Below are 16,253 nucleotides of genomic sequence, written 5' to 3'. Positions count from 1 at the left end.
CCCGTTCCGCGTTTGGCCCCGGCTGTCGTGGGGTAGGCAGGGGTGAAACGTGTGGGGTAGGCAGGGGTGAAACGCGACCGCCCGTGCTCCACATCGCCTACGCGCCCGTTACTCTCTACGGGGTGGCGATATCCAAGGTCGAGCGGTTGATGAATCTGGTTATCGCGCTGCTGTCCACCCGGCAGTTCCTGACCGCGGAGCGGATACGGGAGTCGGTCGCCGGGTACGAGGAGTCCGCGAGCGACGAGGCGTTCAGCCGGATGTTCGAGCGCGACAAGAACGAGCTGCGCGATCTGGGCATACCCCTGGAAATCGGTCCGGTGGGCCGGTATTCGAGTGTCGAGGGCTACCGCATCAACCGGGATGCCTATGAACTGCCCGATATCGATCTGACCAGCGAGGAGTCCGCCGCGGTCGCGGTGGCGGTCCAGCTGTGGGAGTCTCCGGAGCTGGCCGCGGCCGCCGAGGGCGGACTGCTCAAGCTGCGCGCGGCCGGTATCCACGTGGAGCCCGACGCCGGGGTGTCGGCGGTGCCCGCGGTCCCGGCGCGTACCCGCGGCTCGGAGCCGGTGCTCGGCAAACTGCTGGCGGCCATCGACGCGGGCCGGGCGGTGACGTTCAAACACCGTCAGTCCCACGGTGATCCCGTGGAGCGGGATGTGCAGCCGTGGGGTGTGGTCACCCATCACGGCCGCTGGTATCTGGTCGCGCACGACAATATGCGTGACGACCGGCGGGTGTTCCGCATCTCCCGCATCGACGAGGACGTGACCGAGTACGGCCCGGCCAATGCGGTGCACAAGCCCGAGGATCTGGACCTGCGGGCCGTGGTCGCCGAGGTCACCGCGCAGACGCCGATCAGCGGCTCGGCTACGGTGTGGGTCGCCGAGGGCCGTGGCCAGGAGATCCGCCGGCTCGGACCGGTCATGGAGGAGCGCGCGGTCGGCGGGCGTCCGGGGTCCATCGTGGAGGTGCCGATCCGGTCCCGTGACTGGCTGGCCCGGCTCATCACCGGGCTCGGGGCGGACGCCCTGGTGCTGGCCCCGGAAGACCTGCGCGAGAATGTGATCGCGCGCCTGAAGTCGGTGCTGGAGCGGACGGAGGTATCGGCATGAGCGATGCTGCGTCGCGGAAACGCCGGGGAGACAGTGTGATCGACGCCAACGGCGCCCGCAAGGCCGGAACCGGTGACGGCGCACGGGCTTCCGACGGTGCGAAGGACCGGCGGGGGAGCGCGGCCACCACCAGCCGGCTTTCGACCCGGCTGGCCCGGCTGCTGAATATGATTCCGTACTTCCAGGCCAATCCGGGCATCAGCGCGGCGGAGGCGGCGGCCGAGCTGGGCGTTTCCACCAAGCAGCTGATGACCGACCTGAACCAGCTGTGGATGTGCGGCCTGCCCGGCTACGGGCCCGGCGATCTCATCGATCTGTCGTTCTCCGAGGAGAGCATCGAGGTCACCTTCTCCGCGGGCATCGATCGCCCGCTGCGGCTCACCTCGCTGGAGGCGACCGCGCTGCTGGTGGCGCTGCGCTCGATCGCGGATCTGCCGGGCATGGTGGATCCGAGCGCGGCGCACGCCGCCATCGCGAAGATCGAATCCGCCATCTCCGGACGGGAATTCGCCGGACCGACGCTGCCCGTGCCGGTCGAGGCGCCGGCCGTGGCGACCGTCCGGTCCGCGGTGGAGCGGGAGCACGCCCTGCGCCTGGTCTACTACTCCGCCAGCCGCGATGTGGTCTCCGAGCGTGTGGTGGACCCGATTCGAATCGTGCTGGTGGACAACAACAGCTACCTGCAGGCCTGGTGCCGCCAGGCCGAGGGCGTGCGCCTGTTCCGCCTCGATCGCATCGAGGAGGCCACCGGGCTGGACGAACCGGCCCACCCGCCCGCCGAGGCCGCCGCGGACGAGACCGCGGCCCTGGACCTGTTCGTCGACGATCCGGCGGTCCCGCTGGCGCGCTTGCTGATTCGGCCCGACTACGCCTGGGTGCTCGAGCAGTACCCGATGCACCGGGTCACCGACCACCCCGACGGCAGTATCGAGGCCACCATGCGCTTCGCCACCCTGGATTGGATGGCGCGGCTGCTGCTCGGTTTCGGCGCGGGCGTCACCGTGCTCGGCCCGGTCGAACTGGTGACCGCGGTGCGCGAGCGGTCCAGTTCCGCGCTGACCGCGTACGCCGGACTCGAGGGGGTCGGTCCCGCTTGAGTTTCCGGGTGACGGTGCTGGGCGCGGGCAGCATCGGGTGTTATGTCGGCGGCCGGCTGGCCGCGGCCGGGGCGGAGGTCACCTTCGTCGGCCGGCCGCGAGTGGTCGAGGAGCTGAACACCTTCGGGCTGCGGCTCACCGACCTGGACGGCGACGAGGCCCGGATCGAACCGGGCGGCTTCCGGGCGGTCACCGAACCTGGCGCCGACGCCGAGCTGGTGCTGATCACGGTGAAGTCCGCGGCCACCGCCACCGCCGCCGGCGAACTGGCCGGCGTGGTGAAGCCCGGCACGGTGGTGATCAGCCTGCAGAACGGCATCGGCAACGACGCGGTCATCCGCGAGATCCTGCCCACCTGTGTGGTGCTGGCCGGGATGGTCATGTTCAATGTCGTCCATCACGGCCAGGGGCGCTTCCATCGCGGCACCGCCGGCACGGTCGACGTCGCCGACGATCCGGCGCTCGACCGGTTCGCACCGATCTTCCGCCGCTCCGGTCTGGGCTTCGCCCGGCATGCCGATCTGCTGCCCATCCAGTGGGCGAAACTGCTGCTCAACCTGAACAACCCCATCAACGCGCTGTCCGGCCGCCCGCTGCGCGAGGAACTGGGCACCCGCGACTACCGCCGCTGTCTGGCCCTGGCTCAGCGCGAGGCCCTCGCGGCGATGGAAGCCGCCCGCATCCGCCCGGCCCGGCTCACGCCGCTGCCGCCCGAGGTGATGGCCCGGCTGCTGACCGTGCCCGACGGCGTCTTCCGCCGGATTGCGGGAAAGGTGCTGGCAGTCGATCCGGTGGCCCGCTCGTCGATGGCCGACGACCTGGCCGCCGGACGCAAAACCGAAATCCCTTGGCTGTGCGGTGAAATCGTGAGTCTCGGGACCATGGTAGGAATACCCACGCCGGTGAACCAGAAGCTGATCGATCTCGTGTCAGCTGCGGAGAACGGCGACCGGCGCACCTGGTCGGGCCCGGAATTGCTGCAACAGCTCACCATCGCCGCGCGCGAGGGCGTGGCGAACAAGGGTTGACAACAAGCGTTGCGATATGCGGGTCCGGTAGCATCGGACTCACCAGAGTCTTTGGAGGTAATGGAATGACAGGCGCCATCAGCCCGTGGCACTTGCTGATCGTCGTGCTGATCTTCTTGCTGTTCTTCGGTTCGAAGCGCATGCCCGACGCGGCCCGCAGCCTGGGTCGCTCGATGCGCATCTTCAAGACCGAAGTCAGCCAGATGCAGAACGAGGGCAAGACGGGCGAGGCCGCTCCCGAGGCCCAGGCTCAGCCGGTGCAACCGCCGGCTCAGCTGCCGCCCGCCCAGCCGGTCCAGCAGCCCGCGCCGCAGCCGAACGACCAGCAGAAGGCCTGAGACGACGTTTTGTCCGGGATGAGTAATGCTCATCCCGGATGAGCCGTTGTCCGGGTTCTTTGGCCGCGAGGCGGAGGCAGTCACACACACATGCGCATCCCGTTCGATCCCCGGCGCAGCAAGCGCCGCACGAACCCCGACGGCACCATGTCCTTGGTGGAGCACCTCTCGGAGCTCCGCCGGCGCTTGCTCATCGCGCTGGCATGGATCGCGGTCGGCACCCTGTTCGGGTTCTTCTGGTACTCGCATTCGATCTTCGGGATCGAGAGTCTCGGTGAGATCCTGCGCGGACCCTACTGTGATCTGCCCGCATCCTCGCGGGCCAATCTGAGTACCGACGGCTCCTGCCGGCTGCTCGCGACCGCGCCCTTCGAGCAGTTCACGCTGCGCCTGAAGGTCGGCACCACCGCCGGTGTGGTGGTGGCGAGTCCGTTCTGGCTGTATCAGCTGTGGGCGTTCATCACCCCCGGTCTGTACGCCAAGGAACGCAAGTACGCGATCTCGTTCGTGGTGGTCGGCGCGGCACTGTTCGTCACCGGTGCGGTGCTGGCGTACTGGGTGGTCGCCCACGCGCTCAGCTTCCTGATGACCATCGGCAACAACGTGCAGATCACCGCGCTGAGCGGTGCGCAGTACTTCAGCTTCATCATCAAGCTGCTGGTGATCTTCGGTGTCAGCTTCGAAACCCCTTTGCTCATCGTGGGTCTGAACTTCCTCGGGGTGCTGACCTATCAGCGGCTCACCAAGTGGCGGCGCGGACTGATCTTCGGTCTGTTCGTGTTCGCAGCCATCGTGACCCCGCAGGACCCGATCTCCATGCTGTCGCTGGCGCTCGCGCTGACGTTGCTGTTCGAGATCGCGGTGCAGTTCGCGCGCTTCAACGACAAGCGCAAGGCCCGTAACGCGGAGAACTGGGACAAGCTGTCCGACGACGAGGCGTCCCCGCTGGACACCGCGCCCGGCGGCGTCGATGCCCCGACTCCGGTGCCGACCGCGGAACCGGTGGCCGTCACACCGCTCGAGAAAACAACGCGAGGCGTGTCGGATTACTCCGATACTCTCTGAAAAGTGACATCAAGGTCGCTTACTGGCGAACTGGCGGCATTCTCCGCCGAACTGAAGTTCGAGCTCGATCCGTTCCAGCGGCAGTCGTGCGCGGCGCTCGAGGGCGGGCACAGTGTGCTCGTCTGCGCGCCCACCGGCGCCGGCAAAACCGTGGTGGGCGAGTTCGCGGTCCACCTTGCGCTGGCGGCGGGCGGGAAGTGTTTCTACACCACGCCGATCAAGGCGCTGTCGAACCAGAAGTTCGCCGATCTCACCGAACGTTATGGTCGCGACGAGGTCGGTCTGCTGACCGGCGACCAGTCCATCAACCCGGATGCCTCGGTGGTGGTGATGACCACCGAGGTGCTGCGCAACATGCTGTACGCGAGCTCCGATGCGCTGCGCGGGCTTTCGTATGTCGTCATGGACGAGGTGCACTATCTGGCCGACCGCTTCCGCGGCGCGGTGTGGGAGGAGGTCATCCTGCACCTGCCGCCGGAGGTGCGGCTGGTCAGCCTGTCCGCGACGGTCTCCAACGCCGAGGAGTTCGGCGCCTGGATGGAGACCGTGCGCGGCGACACCGCGGTCATCGTCGACGAGACCCGGCCGGTGCCGCTGTGGCAGCACGTCATGGTCGGCAAGCGCATGTTCGATCTGTTCGACCCCAAGTCCAGTGACGCCAAGGTGATCGTGGACGGGGAGCTGCAGCGCTACATCAAGCACCGCGAATCCGTTGACCGCATGGACAATTGGGCGGTGCCCGGGCGCGGTCGCGGCGGGCCGCCACGCTCGTTCCGGCCCATGCCGCGGCCGGAGGTGATCGCCCGGCTCGACGACGAGGGGCTGCTGCCGGCCATCACGTTCATCTTCAGCCGCGCGGGATGCGATGGGGCGCTGGCCCAGTGCGTGCGCTCGCGGCTGGATCTCTCGCGCGAGGACGATCGCGAGGAGATCGACGCCATCATCGAGAAGCACACCGGGGACCTGCCGCGCAGCGACCTCGAGGTGCTCGGGTACTGGGAGTGGCGCGAGGCGCTGCACCGCGGATTCGCCGCGCACCACGCCGGCATGCTGCCCGCCTTCCGGCACACGGTCGAGGAGTTGTTCGTGCGCGGGCTGGTGCGGGCGGTGTTCGCCACGGAGACGCTGGCTCTCGGCATCAACATGCCCGCGCGGACCGTGGTGCTGGAACGGCTGGTGAAGTTCAACGGCGAGAGCCACGCCGAGCTGACGCCGGGGGAGTACACGCAGCTCACCGGGCGGGCCGGGCGGCGCGGCATCGATGTCGAGGGCCACGCGGTGGTGCTGTGGCAGCCGGAGGTCGACACCAGCGCGGTGGCGGGCCTGGCCTCGACCCGAACCTATCCGCTGCGGTCGTCGTTCCGGCCGGGCTACAACATGTCGATCAATCTGGTCGATCGGATGGGCGCGGCGGAGTCGCGGGCGCTGCTGGAGCGGTCCTTCGCGCAGTTCCAGGCCGACCGGTCGGTGGTGGGCTTGGTACGGGGCATCGAGCGCAACGAGGCCCAGCTACGCAAGCTGCGCTCGCAACTCGGCGACGAGAGCTTCTTCGAATACATCCAGCTGCGCGAGCGCGTCCGGGACCGGGAACGGCACCTGGAGCGTCAGGGCCGCACCGACCGGCGGCAGGCCGCTGTGGCAGCGCTGACCGCGCTGCGGCGCGGTGACGTGGTGGTGATCCCGTCCGGACGCCGCCAGGGGCTGGCCGTGATCCTGGAACCCGATGCGACACCGGGTGATCCGCGTCCGCTGGTGCTCACCGAGGACAAGTGGGCGGGCCGGGTCTCGGCGGCGGACTTCCCGACCCCGGCCGAATCGCTGGGCCGGCTGCGGCTGCCCAAGCACGTCGACCACCGCACCGCCCGGGTGCGGCGTGATCTGGCCTCGGCGCTGCGCAGCACCGGCATCACCGTGCCCCGGCGCGGGCGGCAGGGCGGCGGCAAGTCCAAGGCCGCCGACGACCGCGACCTGCAGACCCTGCGGCGCGCGCTGCGTAACCATCCGGCACACTCCCGGCCGGATCGGGAACAGCTGGCCCGCATCGGCGAGCGCTACAACCGCATCGAGCGCGAGACCGAGAACCTGCGCCAGCAGGTGGCGGCCACCACCAACTCCCTCGCGCGCACCTTCGACCGCATTCTCGGACTGCTCGAGGAGCGCGGCTATGTCGAGAACGGCGAGGTGACCCAGGACGGCCGCCGTCTGGCCCGCATCTACGCCGAGGCGGATCTGGTTGTGGCGGAAAGTCTTCGGCAGGGGCTGTGGCGTGGTCTCGGCCCGGCCGAGTTGGCCGCCGTGGTGTCGATCCTGGTGTACGAATCCCGGCAGGAGGGCGGCTACCTGGGCGCTTCGGGCCCGACCGCGCCGATTCGCCGGGCCGTGGACGCCACCATCGGGGTGTGGTCGCAGCTGCGCTCCGACGAGTCCAAGCATCGGGTGCAGCCCACCCGGGAACCCGACCTCGGTTTCGTCACGGGCGTCTACACCTGGGCCCGCGGCGACGACCTCGCCGATGCCCTGCTCGCCAGTGGCGATCGCGGAAACCCGCTCTCCGCGGGCGATTTCGTGCGCTGGTGCCGTCAGGTCATCGATCTGCTGGACCAGATTCACAGCACCGCCGACGACGTCGAGGTGGCGGCCACCGCGAGCAAGGCGGTGCGGGCCATCCGCCGGGGTGTCGTAGCCGTGGACGCGGCGTAGTAGATACGACTGTGCTTTGATTCTTGGATGTACCGACCGCAGTGGGAACACGAGCGCGTTCCTGCTCGGGGGGCTAGCGTGAGTACAACGGATTGCTATTGGAGGCAAGCAGATGAGCGGCCCGTACGGACCGAATGACGCCCCTGGCCAAGGGGGACGCAACGATCCGACGCAGCAGTGGAGCGGCCAGCAGCCCGCGCCCGGCGCCGGACCGACTCAGCAGTGGGGCGGCCAGCAGCCCGCGCAGCCGACCGCCCAGTGGGGCGACCCGTCGCAACAGCAGCAGCCGGCCCAGCCGTGGGGGCAGAGCCAGCCGCAGCAGCCGTGGGGGCAGTCGCAGCCCCAGCAGCCGGTCCAGCAGCCGTGGGGGCAGAGTCAGCCGCAGTGGCAGCAGCAGCCGCAGGGCGATCAGCAGCAGTGGGGTCAGTCGCAGCCGCAGTGGCCGCAGCCGGGTCAGCCCGGGCAGCCCGACTGGAACCAGCAGCAGCCCGGTCAGCAGTGGCCGCAGCCGCAGCAGCCGCCCGCTGGTAAGAAGAAGACCGGTCTGATCATCGGGATCGTGGTGGCCGTCGTGGTCGTGCTGGCCGCGGCAGGTGGCGGTCTGGCCTGGCTGCTGAGCAAGGATCAGCTGGACAACAAGGCCGTGGAATCCGGGGTGCAGAAGGTGCTCAAGGATTCCTACGGCATCGACGACGTCCAGAACGTGAGCTGCCCGTCGGGTCAGAAGGTCGAGGTCGACAAGACCTTCGACTGCTCCCTCAAGGTGGGTGGCGAGAACAAGAAGGTGACCATCAAGATCACCAAGGATGACGGCACCTACGAGGTCGGCCGCCCCAGCTGATTCTTCTGGGAGTTCCCGAATTTCTTCGGGGCCCTCGAAACTGGGCAATTGTGTTGGGCCCGGGCGTGATCGGAGGATCATGGCCGGGCCCTCGCGTTTGCCAGGGGTTGGCTTATCGGCCGTGGCGAGTACAGTGGGCGAAAATTCTTCTGGTTGATCGTGATCGGGGGGCGTGATGAATTCGACTGTTCGTACCGTGGGCTGGACCGCGACCGTGGTGATGGTGGCGAGCTTGGGGCTGGCTTCCGCACCGTTCGCGGGGGCCGTGGCCACGGGCCCGGTGGTCAACGACTGCATTACCAACAAGGCCGATGTGCAGCCTGCCAGTATGTTGCTGGCATGTGGCGACGGCGGGCTCAGCGTCCGCGACATCACCTGGAGTAGTTGGGGTCCCGACACCGCCGAGGGCGACGGCACCGAGTATCGGCGGGTGTGTCAGCCCAGCTGTGCCGCCGGGAAGACCGCCACCGGTACGACCCACGTCACCCTGCGCAACCTGCAGAACGGCTACTTCACCGAGGCTGCCGTCACCGATCTCGACGGCAAGCCCGAAACCTGGCCGGTGGGTCCGCTGCAGCGCTGATCAGCGTTTGGCCAGGGCGGTGATCAGCCGCTTGACCGGGCTCTCGGCGTTGTAAATGGTGGCGAGTTCGGCCAGGCGATCCGGGTCCGCCGGAGTGAACGGCAGCAGGTCCGGGCCGGAGTAATCGACCTCGGCATCCCGCACGACCCGGACGACCGGGGCCGCGGCCTTCAGATAGTCATCGGCGGCAACGAGTTTCGCGCGCACGCCCTTGGGGAGATCGGAGTCCGGGTCGGCGGCCGCCGAGCGGAGCGCCTCCACCGAGCCGAAGCGGGAGATGAGCTGGGCGGCGGATTTGTCGCCGATGCCCGCGACGCCGGGCAGGCCGTCGGAGGCGTCGCCGCGCAGGGCGGCCATATCGGCGTAGGCCGGACCCGCATTCTCTTCCGGCACACCGTATTTGGCGGAGACCTCGGCCGGGCCCCAGAGCTCGGCCTTGGACAGGCCGCGGCCGACATAGAAGACGCGTACGGGCGGAACCGGGGTGTCGCGGACGAGCTGCAGCAGGTCGCGGTCGCCGCTGACGACGATCACCTCGTGGGTGCCCTCCCGTGTCGCCAGGGTGCCGATCACGTCGTCGGCCTCCAGGCCCTCGGCGCCCGCGGTCGCGATGCCGGCGGCTTCGAGCACCGCCATGATCATGTCGATCTGCGGGGTGAGGGCGTCCGGCACCTCCTCGGCCACGACTCCGGCAACGGGCTGTCCCGCAGCGTCGGCCACCCGGTGCGCCTTGTACGAGGGCAGCAGATCGACCCGGAACTGCGGTCGCCAATCCAGATCCAGGCACACCACCAACCGGCTCGGCGCATGCTGCTTGACCAGTGCCGCAACCATGTCGGTGAAGCCGCGCAGCGCGTTCACCGGCCGCCCGTCGGGCGCGGTGATCTTCTCCGGGATCGCGTAGAACGCCCGGAACCACAGACTGGCCCCATCGAGCAGCAACAGCGGACCGACGGCAGGGTTGCTCATAGCGCTCGACCCTACCGGGACCGGCCGACAGGTCGGGGCAGCGTTGCCAGGGAGTCGGGCGCGGGGGCGGTGCGGGCGGCCGACAGGCCGGTGGACTGCGTCCCGCAGAACTGGTGCGCGGGCTGCGGATGAGTTTGCCCGCGAGTTCGCCGTCGCGAGAATTCGGCGCCGGGCGGTTGCCCGGCGGGCGTCGTGTGGTGGCGTGCCGGCTCGGCCGAAAGCGCGGCCTCTTCGGGGGATCGAATGATGCTGGGCCGCAGCCGGGTCGGATTGTGGTCGAGTAGTGGCACACGGTGGTGGGGTGCGAAGTTCGGCGGTGGCTGGAGGGTGGCGGGGTTGGGGAGTAGCGTCGGTGAGCATGAGCTCTCATGACGAGTCACGGTTCGCGGCGGAGGTCTACGGGTCACGGTTGGAGCGGGCGGCCGAGTTGGCGCGCAATGCTCATCTCGACGCGTTACTCATCACGCCAGGCTCTGACCTGCGGTTTCTCATGGGGTCGCGGGCTCAGTCGTTCGAGCGGCTGACCTGTCTGGTGATCCCGGCCAGCGGGGAGACGCCCTCGGTGGTGATCCCCAAGCTGGAGCTGGCCTCGCTGAAGGGTTCCGCGGCCGGTGAGCTGGGGCTGCAGATCGTGGACTGGGTGGACGGGGTCGACCCGTATCGTATTGTCCGGAACGTGCTCAATGCCGGTGCGCGGGTGGCGGTCACCGATGTCATGCCCGCCCTGCACCTGCTGCCCATCGCCGATCAGCTTGGCTCGCTACCGGTTTCGGCCACCCCGCTGCTGCGCGAACTGCGAATGGTGAAGGACCCCAGCGAGATCGAGGCGCTGCGCCGGGCGGGCGCGGCCATCGACCGCGTGCACGCCCGCATGGCCGAGTTCCTGCGCCCCGGCCGCACCGAGGCCGAGGTCGGCGCGGACATCGCCGCCGCCATCGTCGAGGAGGGCCACACCGAGGCCGATTTCGTCATCGTGGGCAGCGGCCCGCACGGCGCGGACCCGCACCACATGGTCTCCGACCGCGTCATCGAGCCCGGCGACGTGGTGGTCATCGACATCGGCGGTCCCGTCGAACCCGGCTACTTCTCCGATTCCACCCGCACCTACGTGCTGGGCGAGCCCCGTGCAGAGGTGGCCACCCAATTCGCCGAGCTGGAACGCGCCCAGGCCGCCGCGGTCGCCGCCGTACGCCCGGGTGTCACCGCCGAATCGATCGACGCCGCCGCCCGCGACGTCCTGGCCGCCGCCGACCTGGCCGACTACTTCGTCCACCGCACCGGCCACGGCATCGGCCTCTCCGTCCACGAGGAGCCCTACATCGTCTCGGGCAACGACCTGGTACTCGCGCCGGGCATGGCCTTCAGCATCGAGCCGGGCATCTACTTCCCCGGCGAATGGGGCGCCCGCATCGAAGACATCGTGATCGTCACCGAGGACGGCTGTGAGTCCATGAACAACCGCCCCCACGGCCTGACCCGCCTATAGATCCCTACTCCGGCCTCGACCCGCACGACGGCCCGGCCCGCCCGGATGGCGCAGCCGGCAGCCGCGGAGATCGTCGTGCGGGCTCGGCGGCGTTTCCCTGCGGCGATGACCCGGGACAGATCGAGGCATGGCGACCCGGGACAGATCGAGGCATGGCGTCGGACAGCTCTGGCTCCTTTGCCCGGGGCTGCGGCGTGCCAGACGACCTCGGGAACGGCATCGCCAGAGGACCTCGGGAACGGCATCGAGGGAGACGTTGGCGGCGCTCATCCACGCGCGCGGAGTCGAACCCGACCCGAGGTCCTCGACGATCGGCGAATATCGCGGAGGTTCAGGATTCCGCTGCCGGTGGTCTACTCGTCGAAAGTGGCTGCGTAGCGCCAGAAGTCGAGGATGGTGGCGTCCGATGCCGGGCTGTCCACGCCTACCTGGATGAGCAGGCCGACCGCGCCGGGCACACCGCCCTCGTCGACGTGGGCCTGCAACCCTTCTCGGAGCGTGGACATGGCTCTTCCCCTCTGCTGCGCACTCGAGAGAATGGACGTGCCGTGCGCCGCAGAGTAATCGGTCGAGCCCGGATCGCCGGATCAGTGCCCGGCGGTGTCGCCCTTGAAGACGCTGCTGGACATCACGCGCTGCACCTCGATGGCAATCACAACGCGGGTCGGGTTCTCGCGGGGCTGGCGGTAGCGGCCGGCGTAGCGCTCGACGGCGTCGGCGACCGAGTCCGGGTCGTCGAGGACGGTGGCCGGGCCTTCGAGGGTGATCCACCGCGGGCCGTCGACCTGGCTCACCGCCGCGTACCCGGAACGCCGCACATTGTTGACCTTGACCGAGCCGTCGTTGGTGATGATGCGGGCGATGCCGGCCTCGGGATCCCAGGTGAAGCCGACGGCGACCACGTGCGGGGTGCCGTTGGCGCGCAGGGTGGAGAGGGTGGCCAGGTGTCGCTCGGTGACGAAGTCGGCGGCGGCGGGGGACAGTTCGGGGCGTGCGGCGGTGCTGGTCATGATTCGACGCTAGCAATCGGGACTCGGGCGCACCGGACAGTGGTGCCCGGGTGGCAAACTGTGGGCCATGGGTTTCGGATCGCGGGACGTCGACAAGGGCGTCGTGCTGGTGCTCGGCGGGCGCAGTGAGATCGGGCTGGAGGTGGCGCGACGGCTGTCGCCCGGCCGGGTCGTGATTCTGGCGGCGCGCCGCAGTGATCAGCTACAGGCACAGGTGAAGGAGTTGCTGATCGCCGAGGCGGCGGCGGTGCACTGTGTGGAGTTCGACGCCGACGATATGGCGTCGCATCAGCCGTTGCTGGAGAAGATCATCGCCGAGCACGGGCGCATCGGCGTGGCGGTGGTGGCGTTCGGGATTCTCGGGGATCAGGCGCGGGCCGAAGAGGATCCGGCGCACGCGGTGGAGATCGTGCAGACCGACTTCGTCGCCCAGGTGAGCGTGCTGACCAGCCTGGCGAACCTGCTGCGAGAGCAGGGCGACGGTCAGATCGTGGTTTTCAGCTCCATCGCGGGTGTGCGGGTGCGGCGCGGGAACTACGTGTACGGCTCGGCCAAGGCCGGCCTGGACGGCTTCGCGTCCGGGTTGCAGATGGCGTTGCACGGCAGCGGAGTTCACCTGCTCATGGTGCGGTCCGGTTTCGTGATCGGCCGGATGACGGCCGGGATGGAGCCCGCGCCGCTGTCGAGCACCCCCGATCAGGTGGCCGACGCGGTGGTGTCGGGGTTGTACGGGCGGGTGCGGGATGTGGCCGTGCCGCGCCGGATCCGCCTGCTGTTCATGGCCATGCGGTATGTGCCGTACTCGATGTGGCGCCGGATGCCGCGATGACGGGAATCCCATTGCCGTCGACGCCGATTCCGGTGATCGGGATCGGCGCCGACGGCTGGGACGGCCTGGGCGGTCCGGCGCGGCGCGAGATCGCGGCATGCGAGGTACTACTCGGCTCCGCGCGGCAATTGGCGCTCATTCCCGAGGGCGAGACGCGGGCGGAGCGGGTGCCGTGGCCCTCGCCGCTGGTGCCCGCCCTGTCCGGACTGCTGGAGCGGTACGCGGGCCGGCGGCTCGGCGTGCTGGCCAGCGGCGACCCGATGTACTTCGGGATCGGCGTGACCCTGACGAAACTGGTTGGCGCGCAAGCCCTGCGGGTTCTCCCGCAGCCGTCGTCGGCCTCGCTGGCGTGCGCGCGGCTGGGCTGGGCGCTCAACGAGACACCGGTGGTGAGCGCGGTCGGGCGGCGCGTGGAGACGGTCCTTCCGGAATTGTCGGAGGGGCGCCGGGTACTCGTGCTGAGCTCCGATGAGCGGACTCCGGCCCAGGTCGCGGAGTTGCTGGCACGCCAGGGTTTCGGCGCGTCGGCCCTCACCGTCCTGGAGCAGCTCGGCGGGCCGGACGAACGGATCCTGCGGGGCGCCGCGGCGGACTGGGGCCACCCCGCCGGGGACCCGCTGAACATCGTCGCCATCGATGCGGTCGCCGATCCGAAGTCGTGGCGCCTGACGCGGATTCCGGGCCTCCCCGACGAGGTGTACGGCGGCGACGGCCAGCTCACCAAGGCGGAGGTGCGGGCGCTGACCTTGTCGGCGCTCGCACCCGCGCCCGGCGAGCTGCTGTGGGATGTCGGCGGCGGTTCGGGCACCATCGCCATCGAGTGGTGCCGCACCGATCCGGCGTGCCGCGCGTTCGCCTTCGAGCGGATGGAGAGCCGCCGCAAGCAGATCACCGCCAATGCGACCGCACTGGGCGTGCCCGTCGTCGAGGTCCGTGGCGCGGCCCCCGAGTCCTTCGCGGATCTGACCGCACCGGATGCGATCTTCATCGGCGGCGGTCTCACCCAGGACGGCATGTTCGATGCGTGCTGGACGCGATTGCGACCGGGCGGTCGACTCGTCGCGGCCGCCGTGACCGCCGAATCCGATGCGCTGCTGCTGCGTCTGGCCGAGCAGCACGGGGGTGCGCTGCGCCGCTTCCAGGTGTACCGGGCCGAGCCGCTGGGCGGGTTCACCGCCTGGCGTCCCCACCTGCCGGTCACCCAGTGGACGGTCGTGAAACCCGCTGCCGCGGAAGGCTAGTCGACCGGAGGCAGGGCGATCGGGCCGGGTTCGAACACGGTCACGAGCACGATGAGGTCGCCGTAGGGCGCGTTCCCGTTGGCCAGGCGGTGCGCGGCCCGGGCCAGGGCCGTGCGCCAGCCGTACTTGGCCTCGATCTCGGCCTGCACGCGGGGCACGAAGGTGCCGGTGCTGAGCAGACGGGCGGTGCCCTGGAGCTGGCGGGACCCGAGCCTGGGGTTGCCGCGCCAGTCGCCGGGCTGCACGAGCACCCGGCTGTCGTGGGCGAGCTGCTCGGATTCGATGGAATAGGACGAGGTCCGGAAGGCGAGACCGTTGTCGCCGACGGGTACCACCAGTCGCGGCACGGTGACCAGTTGGCGGGGTCCGGTGGTGCGGGTCACCAGCACCGTTTTCGCCTGCTGCCACACCGCGGCGGGGCCGGTGAGCTCGCCGCGCACCGGTATCCGGGCGGGCGCTGCCGTTTCCGGGCGGGTGAACTGGGTCCGCGCGGCCGCCGGGTTGATCATCATATCGGTCATCGCCTTCGATCCTTCCGTGCCGAATTCCTCTGCCTGGCTCGGTGTCGGGCGCGGAGCGAAGCGGTGCCACGGCGTTTGCCATGTATTCGCTCATTGGGCGGCGACCATCTCGCTGTGGGTCGGTCCGGCGCTGCGGCGCAAGAGCGACACACGGGGCGTCCCATTGAGTTTCACCACATGGCACTCGTGGGCCACCTTGCCCCAACGCTTCTCGACCAGGTCGAGCCCGTCCCCTTCGATAGTCCAGGCGTTCCGCGGATCTGGCAACGACGCTGGTCAGACGTGGTGAATTCGTAGCGGGGAGATCGCTCGCGGTGGAAGGTCCGGCGCGGACGGGTCGGTCCGGAGTCCCTGGGCGACGAACCGCGGTGACGCCGCGACCCGGCCGGTGTGGAACGCGGTTGCTCGACCTGTTGGGGCCGGGTTTCGCCTAGGCTGCTCCGCGTGAGTGCCGCCGCGTCGCGAACGATTGCTCTGTCACACTGCCGGGTGAGTTACGCCGAGTACGGTGCCGGAGACGGAATGCCGGTGCTGTATTGCCACGGCGTACCCGGAACACATGTGGAGGGTGAGGCTTTCGACGTGGCCGGGGCGGAGGCGGGAGTGCGCGTCGTCGCGATCGACCGCCCCGGCATGGCCGAATCGTCGCTGCCCGCCGGGGAGCGGGTCGCGGACTGGGTGGGGACGGCGGCCGCGCTGGCGGATCGGCTGGGGCTGGAGCGATTCGGGGTCATCGGGGTGAGCGGCGGCGGGCCGTACGCGCTGGCTCTCGCGGCCGGGTTGCCCGACCGCGTCACGGGTGTGGCGCTCATTTCCGCGCCCGCGCCGCTCAGCGAACAGGCCGATGTCGCGGACCTCGATCCGGTCGCGCGCCGCCGCCGGCGCGGGCTGAATGTCCTGCGGCGAGTGCCCTTCCTGGTGCATCCGATGGCGATGGAGATGTCGCTGGTGATCCGCCGTCGGAAGGGCATCGCGGGTTTGGTCGCGCAGATGGCGGACGTGGATCGCGAACGCGTTGAAGGCGACCCTGAGCTGGCGGAGAAACTGGAAGTCAATCTGCGCCGCAGCTTCGAACAGGGCAGCCGCGGCTTCGCCGGCGATATCCGCCGGGTCTTCACCCGCGACTGGGGTTTCCGTCTCGCCGACGTGACCATGCCGGTCCAGATCTGGCACGGCGAGGCCGACGGCAACGTCCCCGCCGATGACGCCGTGCGCCTTGCCGCTGCCCTCCCGAATGCGCGCCTGCATCTCGTCCCCGGCGCGGGTCATCTGCTGTTCGTCGACCGTGCGGCGGACATCCTGGCCTCACTCGAAACCGACCAGTCCTGACTGACGGTAGGGGCCGCCGCAAGGCCGGGACCTGGACGGAGGCCGCTGAGTCAGGCGCTGTGGTGTTTCAGATCTGTGCGCCCGATGCCGATCTTGTTGTG

16 protein-coding genes are annotated in these 16,253 nt (G+C 69.5%); 12 read left to right on the top strand and 4 right to left on the bottom strand.

Annotated elements, in window-relative coordinates; all coding sequences use genetic code 11:
• Positions 1 to 122 precede the first annotated feature (122 nt).
• From ON33_RS11240 to ON33_RS11205, 8 genes are all read left to right on the top strand, one after another.
• The gene (locus ON33_RS11240) at positions 123 to 1,115 is read left to right on the top strand and encodes a helix-turn-helix transcriptional regulator (RefSeq protein ID WP_174391506.1); all 993 of its coding nucleotides are present in this window, start codon (positions 123 to 125) and stop codon (positions 1,113 to 1,115) included.
• Positions 1,112 to 2,212, top strand: coding sequence for a helix-turn-helix transcriptional regulator (locus tag ON33_RS11235; RefSeq protein ID WP_281033206.1), 1,101 nt, complete (start codon positions 1,112 to 1,114; stop codon positions 2,210 to 2,212). The genes ON33_RS11240 and ON33_RS11235 overlap by 4 nt, the downstream gene beginning before the upstream one ends.
• A complete protein-coding gene (locus ON33_RS11230) occupies positions 2,209 to 3,240 on the top strand; it encodes a 2-dehydropantoate 2-reductase (protein WP_040858005.1) in 1,032 nt (343 codons plus the stop codon). Before ON33_RS11235 ends, ON33_RS11230 begins: the two co-directional genes overlap by 4 nt.
• Positions 3,241 to 3,305: 65 nt before the next feature.
• A complete protein-coding gene (gene tatA / locus ON33_RS11225; RefSeq protein ID WP_033089300.1) occupies positions 3,306 to 3,578 on the top strand; it encodes a Sec-independent protein translocase subunit TatA in 273 nt (90 codons plus the stop codon).
• A gap of 90 nt (positions 3,579 to 3,668) precedes the next feature.
• On the top strand, positions 3,669 to 4,643 hold the full coding sequence (tatC, locus tag ON33_RS11220) for a twin-arginine translocase subunit TatC (RefSeq protein ID WP_040858002.1): 975 nt from the start codon (positions 3,669 to 3,671) through the stop codon (positions 4,641 to 4,643).
• 3 nt (positions 4,644 to 4,646) lie between these two features.
• Complete coding sequence (locus ON33_RS11215) at positions 4,647 to 7,343, top strand: DEAD/DEAH box helicase (RefSeq protein WP_040858000.1); 2,697 nt, start codon at positions 4,647 to 4,649, stop codon at positions 7,341 to 7,343.
• A 112-nt stretch (positions 7,344 to 7,455) separates the two neighbouring features.
• Entirely contained in the window at positions 7,456 to 8,184 is a 729-nt protein-coding gene (locus ON33_RS11210) for a DUF4333 domain-containing protein (RefSeq protein ID WP_040857998.1), read from the top strand.
• Positions 8,185 to 8,359: 175 nt separating this feature from the next.
• The gene (locus ON33_RS11205) at positions 8,360 to 8,767 is read left to right on the top strand and encodes a hypothetical protein (RefSeq protein ID WP_157184480.1); all 408 of its coding nucleotides are present in this window, start codon (positions 8,360 to 8,362) and stop codon (positions 8,765 to 8,767) included.
• Here ON33_RS11205 and ON33_RS11200 read toward each other — a convergent pair whose 3' ends face one another.
• Entirely contained in the window at positions 8,768 to 9,736 is a 969-nt protein-coding gene (locus ON33_RS11200) for a 5'-3' exonuclease (RefSeq protein ID WP_040857996.1), read from the bottom strand.
• A gap of 358 nt (positions 9,737 to 10,094) precedes the next feature.
• On the opposite strand from ON33_RS11200, the gene ON33_RS11195 reads away from it, so the two are divergent.
• Entirely contained in the window at positions 10,095 to 11,222 is a 1,128-nt protein-coding gene (locus ON33_RS11195) for a M24 family metallopeptidase (RefSeq protein WP_040857994.1), read from the top strand.
• A gap of 353 nt (positions 11,223 to 11,575) precedes the next feature.
• Here the strand turns inward: ON33_RS11195 and ON33_RS41115 are convergent, their stop codons facing one another.
• Both ON33_RS41115 and ON33_RS11190 read right to left on the bottom strand, forming a co-directional pair.
• Positions 11,576 to 11,728, bottom strand: coding sequence for a hypothetical protein (locus ON33_RS41115; RefSeq protein ID WP_157184479.1), 153 nt, complete (start codon positions 11,726 to 11,728; stop codon positions 11,576 to 11,578).
• 81 nt (positions 11,729 to 11,809) lie between these two features.
• Positions 11,810 to 12,232 (bottom strand): PPOX class F420-dependent oxidoreductase, encoded by a 423-nt coding sequence (locus ON33_RS11190; RefSeq protein ID WP_040857992.1) that lies wholly within the window; start codon positions 12,230 to 12,232, stop codon positions 11,810 to 11,812.
• Between the two features lie 67 nt (positions 12,233 to 12,299).
• On the opposite strand from ON33_RS11190, the gene dprE2 reads away from it, so the two are divergent.
• Positions 12,300 to 13,061, top strand: coding sequence for a decaprenylphospho-beta-D-erythro-pentofuranosid-2-ulose 2-reductase (dprE2, locus tag ON33_RS11185; RefSeq protein WP_040857990.1), 762 nt, complete (start codon positions 12,300 to 12,302; stop codon positions 13,059 to 13,061).
• On the top strand, positions 13,058 to 14,302 hold the full coding sequence (locus tag ON33_RS11180) for a bifunctional cobalt-precorrin-7 (C(5))-methyltransferase/cobalt-precorrin-6B (C(15))-methyltransferase (RefSeq protein ID WP_040858211.1): 1,245 nt from the start codon (positions 13,058 to 13,060) through the stop codon (positions 14,300 to 14,302). The genes dprE2 and ON33_RS11180 overlap by 4 nt, the downstream gene beginning before the upstream one ends.
• On the opposite strand, the gene ON33_RS11175 is transcribed toward ON33_RS11180, so the two are convergent.
• Entirely contained in the window at positions 14,299 to 14,823 is a 525-nt protein-coding gene (locus ON33_RS11175) for a hypothetical protein (RefSeq protein ID WP_051151892.1), read from the bottom strand. The two genes, ON33_RS11180 and ON33_RS11175, sit on opposite strands and share 4 nt — an antisense overlap.
• A gap of 522 nt (positions 14,824 to 15,345) precedes the next feature.
• Here ON33_RS11175 and ON33_RS11170 point away from each other — a divergent pair.
• Positions 15,346 to 16,152: an alpha/beta fold hydrolase gene (locus tag ON33_RS11170; protein ID WP_157184478.1), complete on the top strand. Its 807-nt coding sequence runs from the start codon at positions 15,346 to 15,348 to the stop codon at positions 16,150 to 16,152.
• Positions 16,153 to 16,253: the final 101 nt, after the last annotated feature.

It is taken from the genome of Nocardia niigatensis NBRC 100131, assembly GCF_000308655.1.
Classification (GTDB): Bacteria; Actinomycetota; Actinomycetes; order Mycobacteriales; family Mycobacteriaceae; genus Nocardia; species Nocardia niigatensis.
This window is presented reverse-complemented; position numbering and strand designations above follow the sequence as displayed.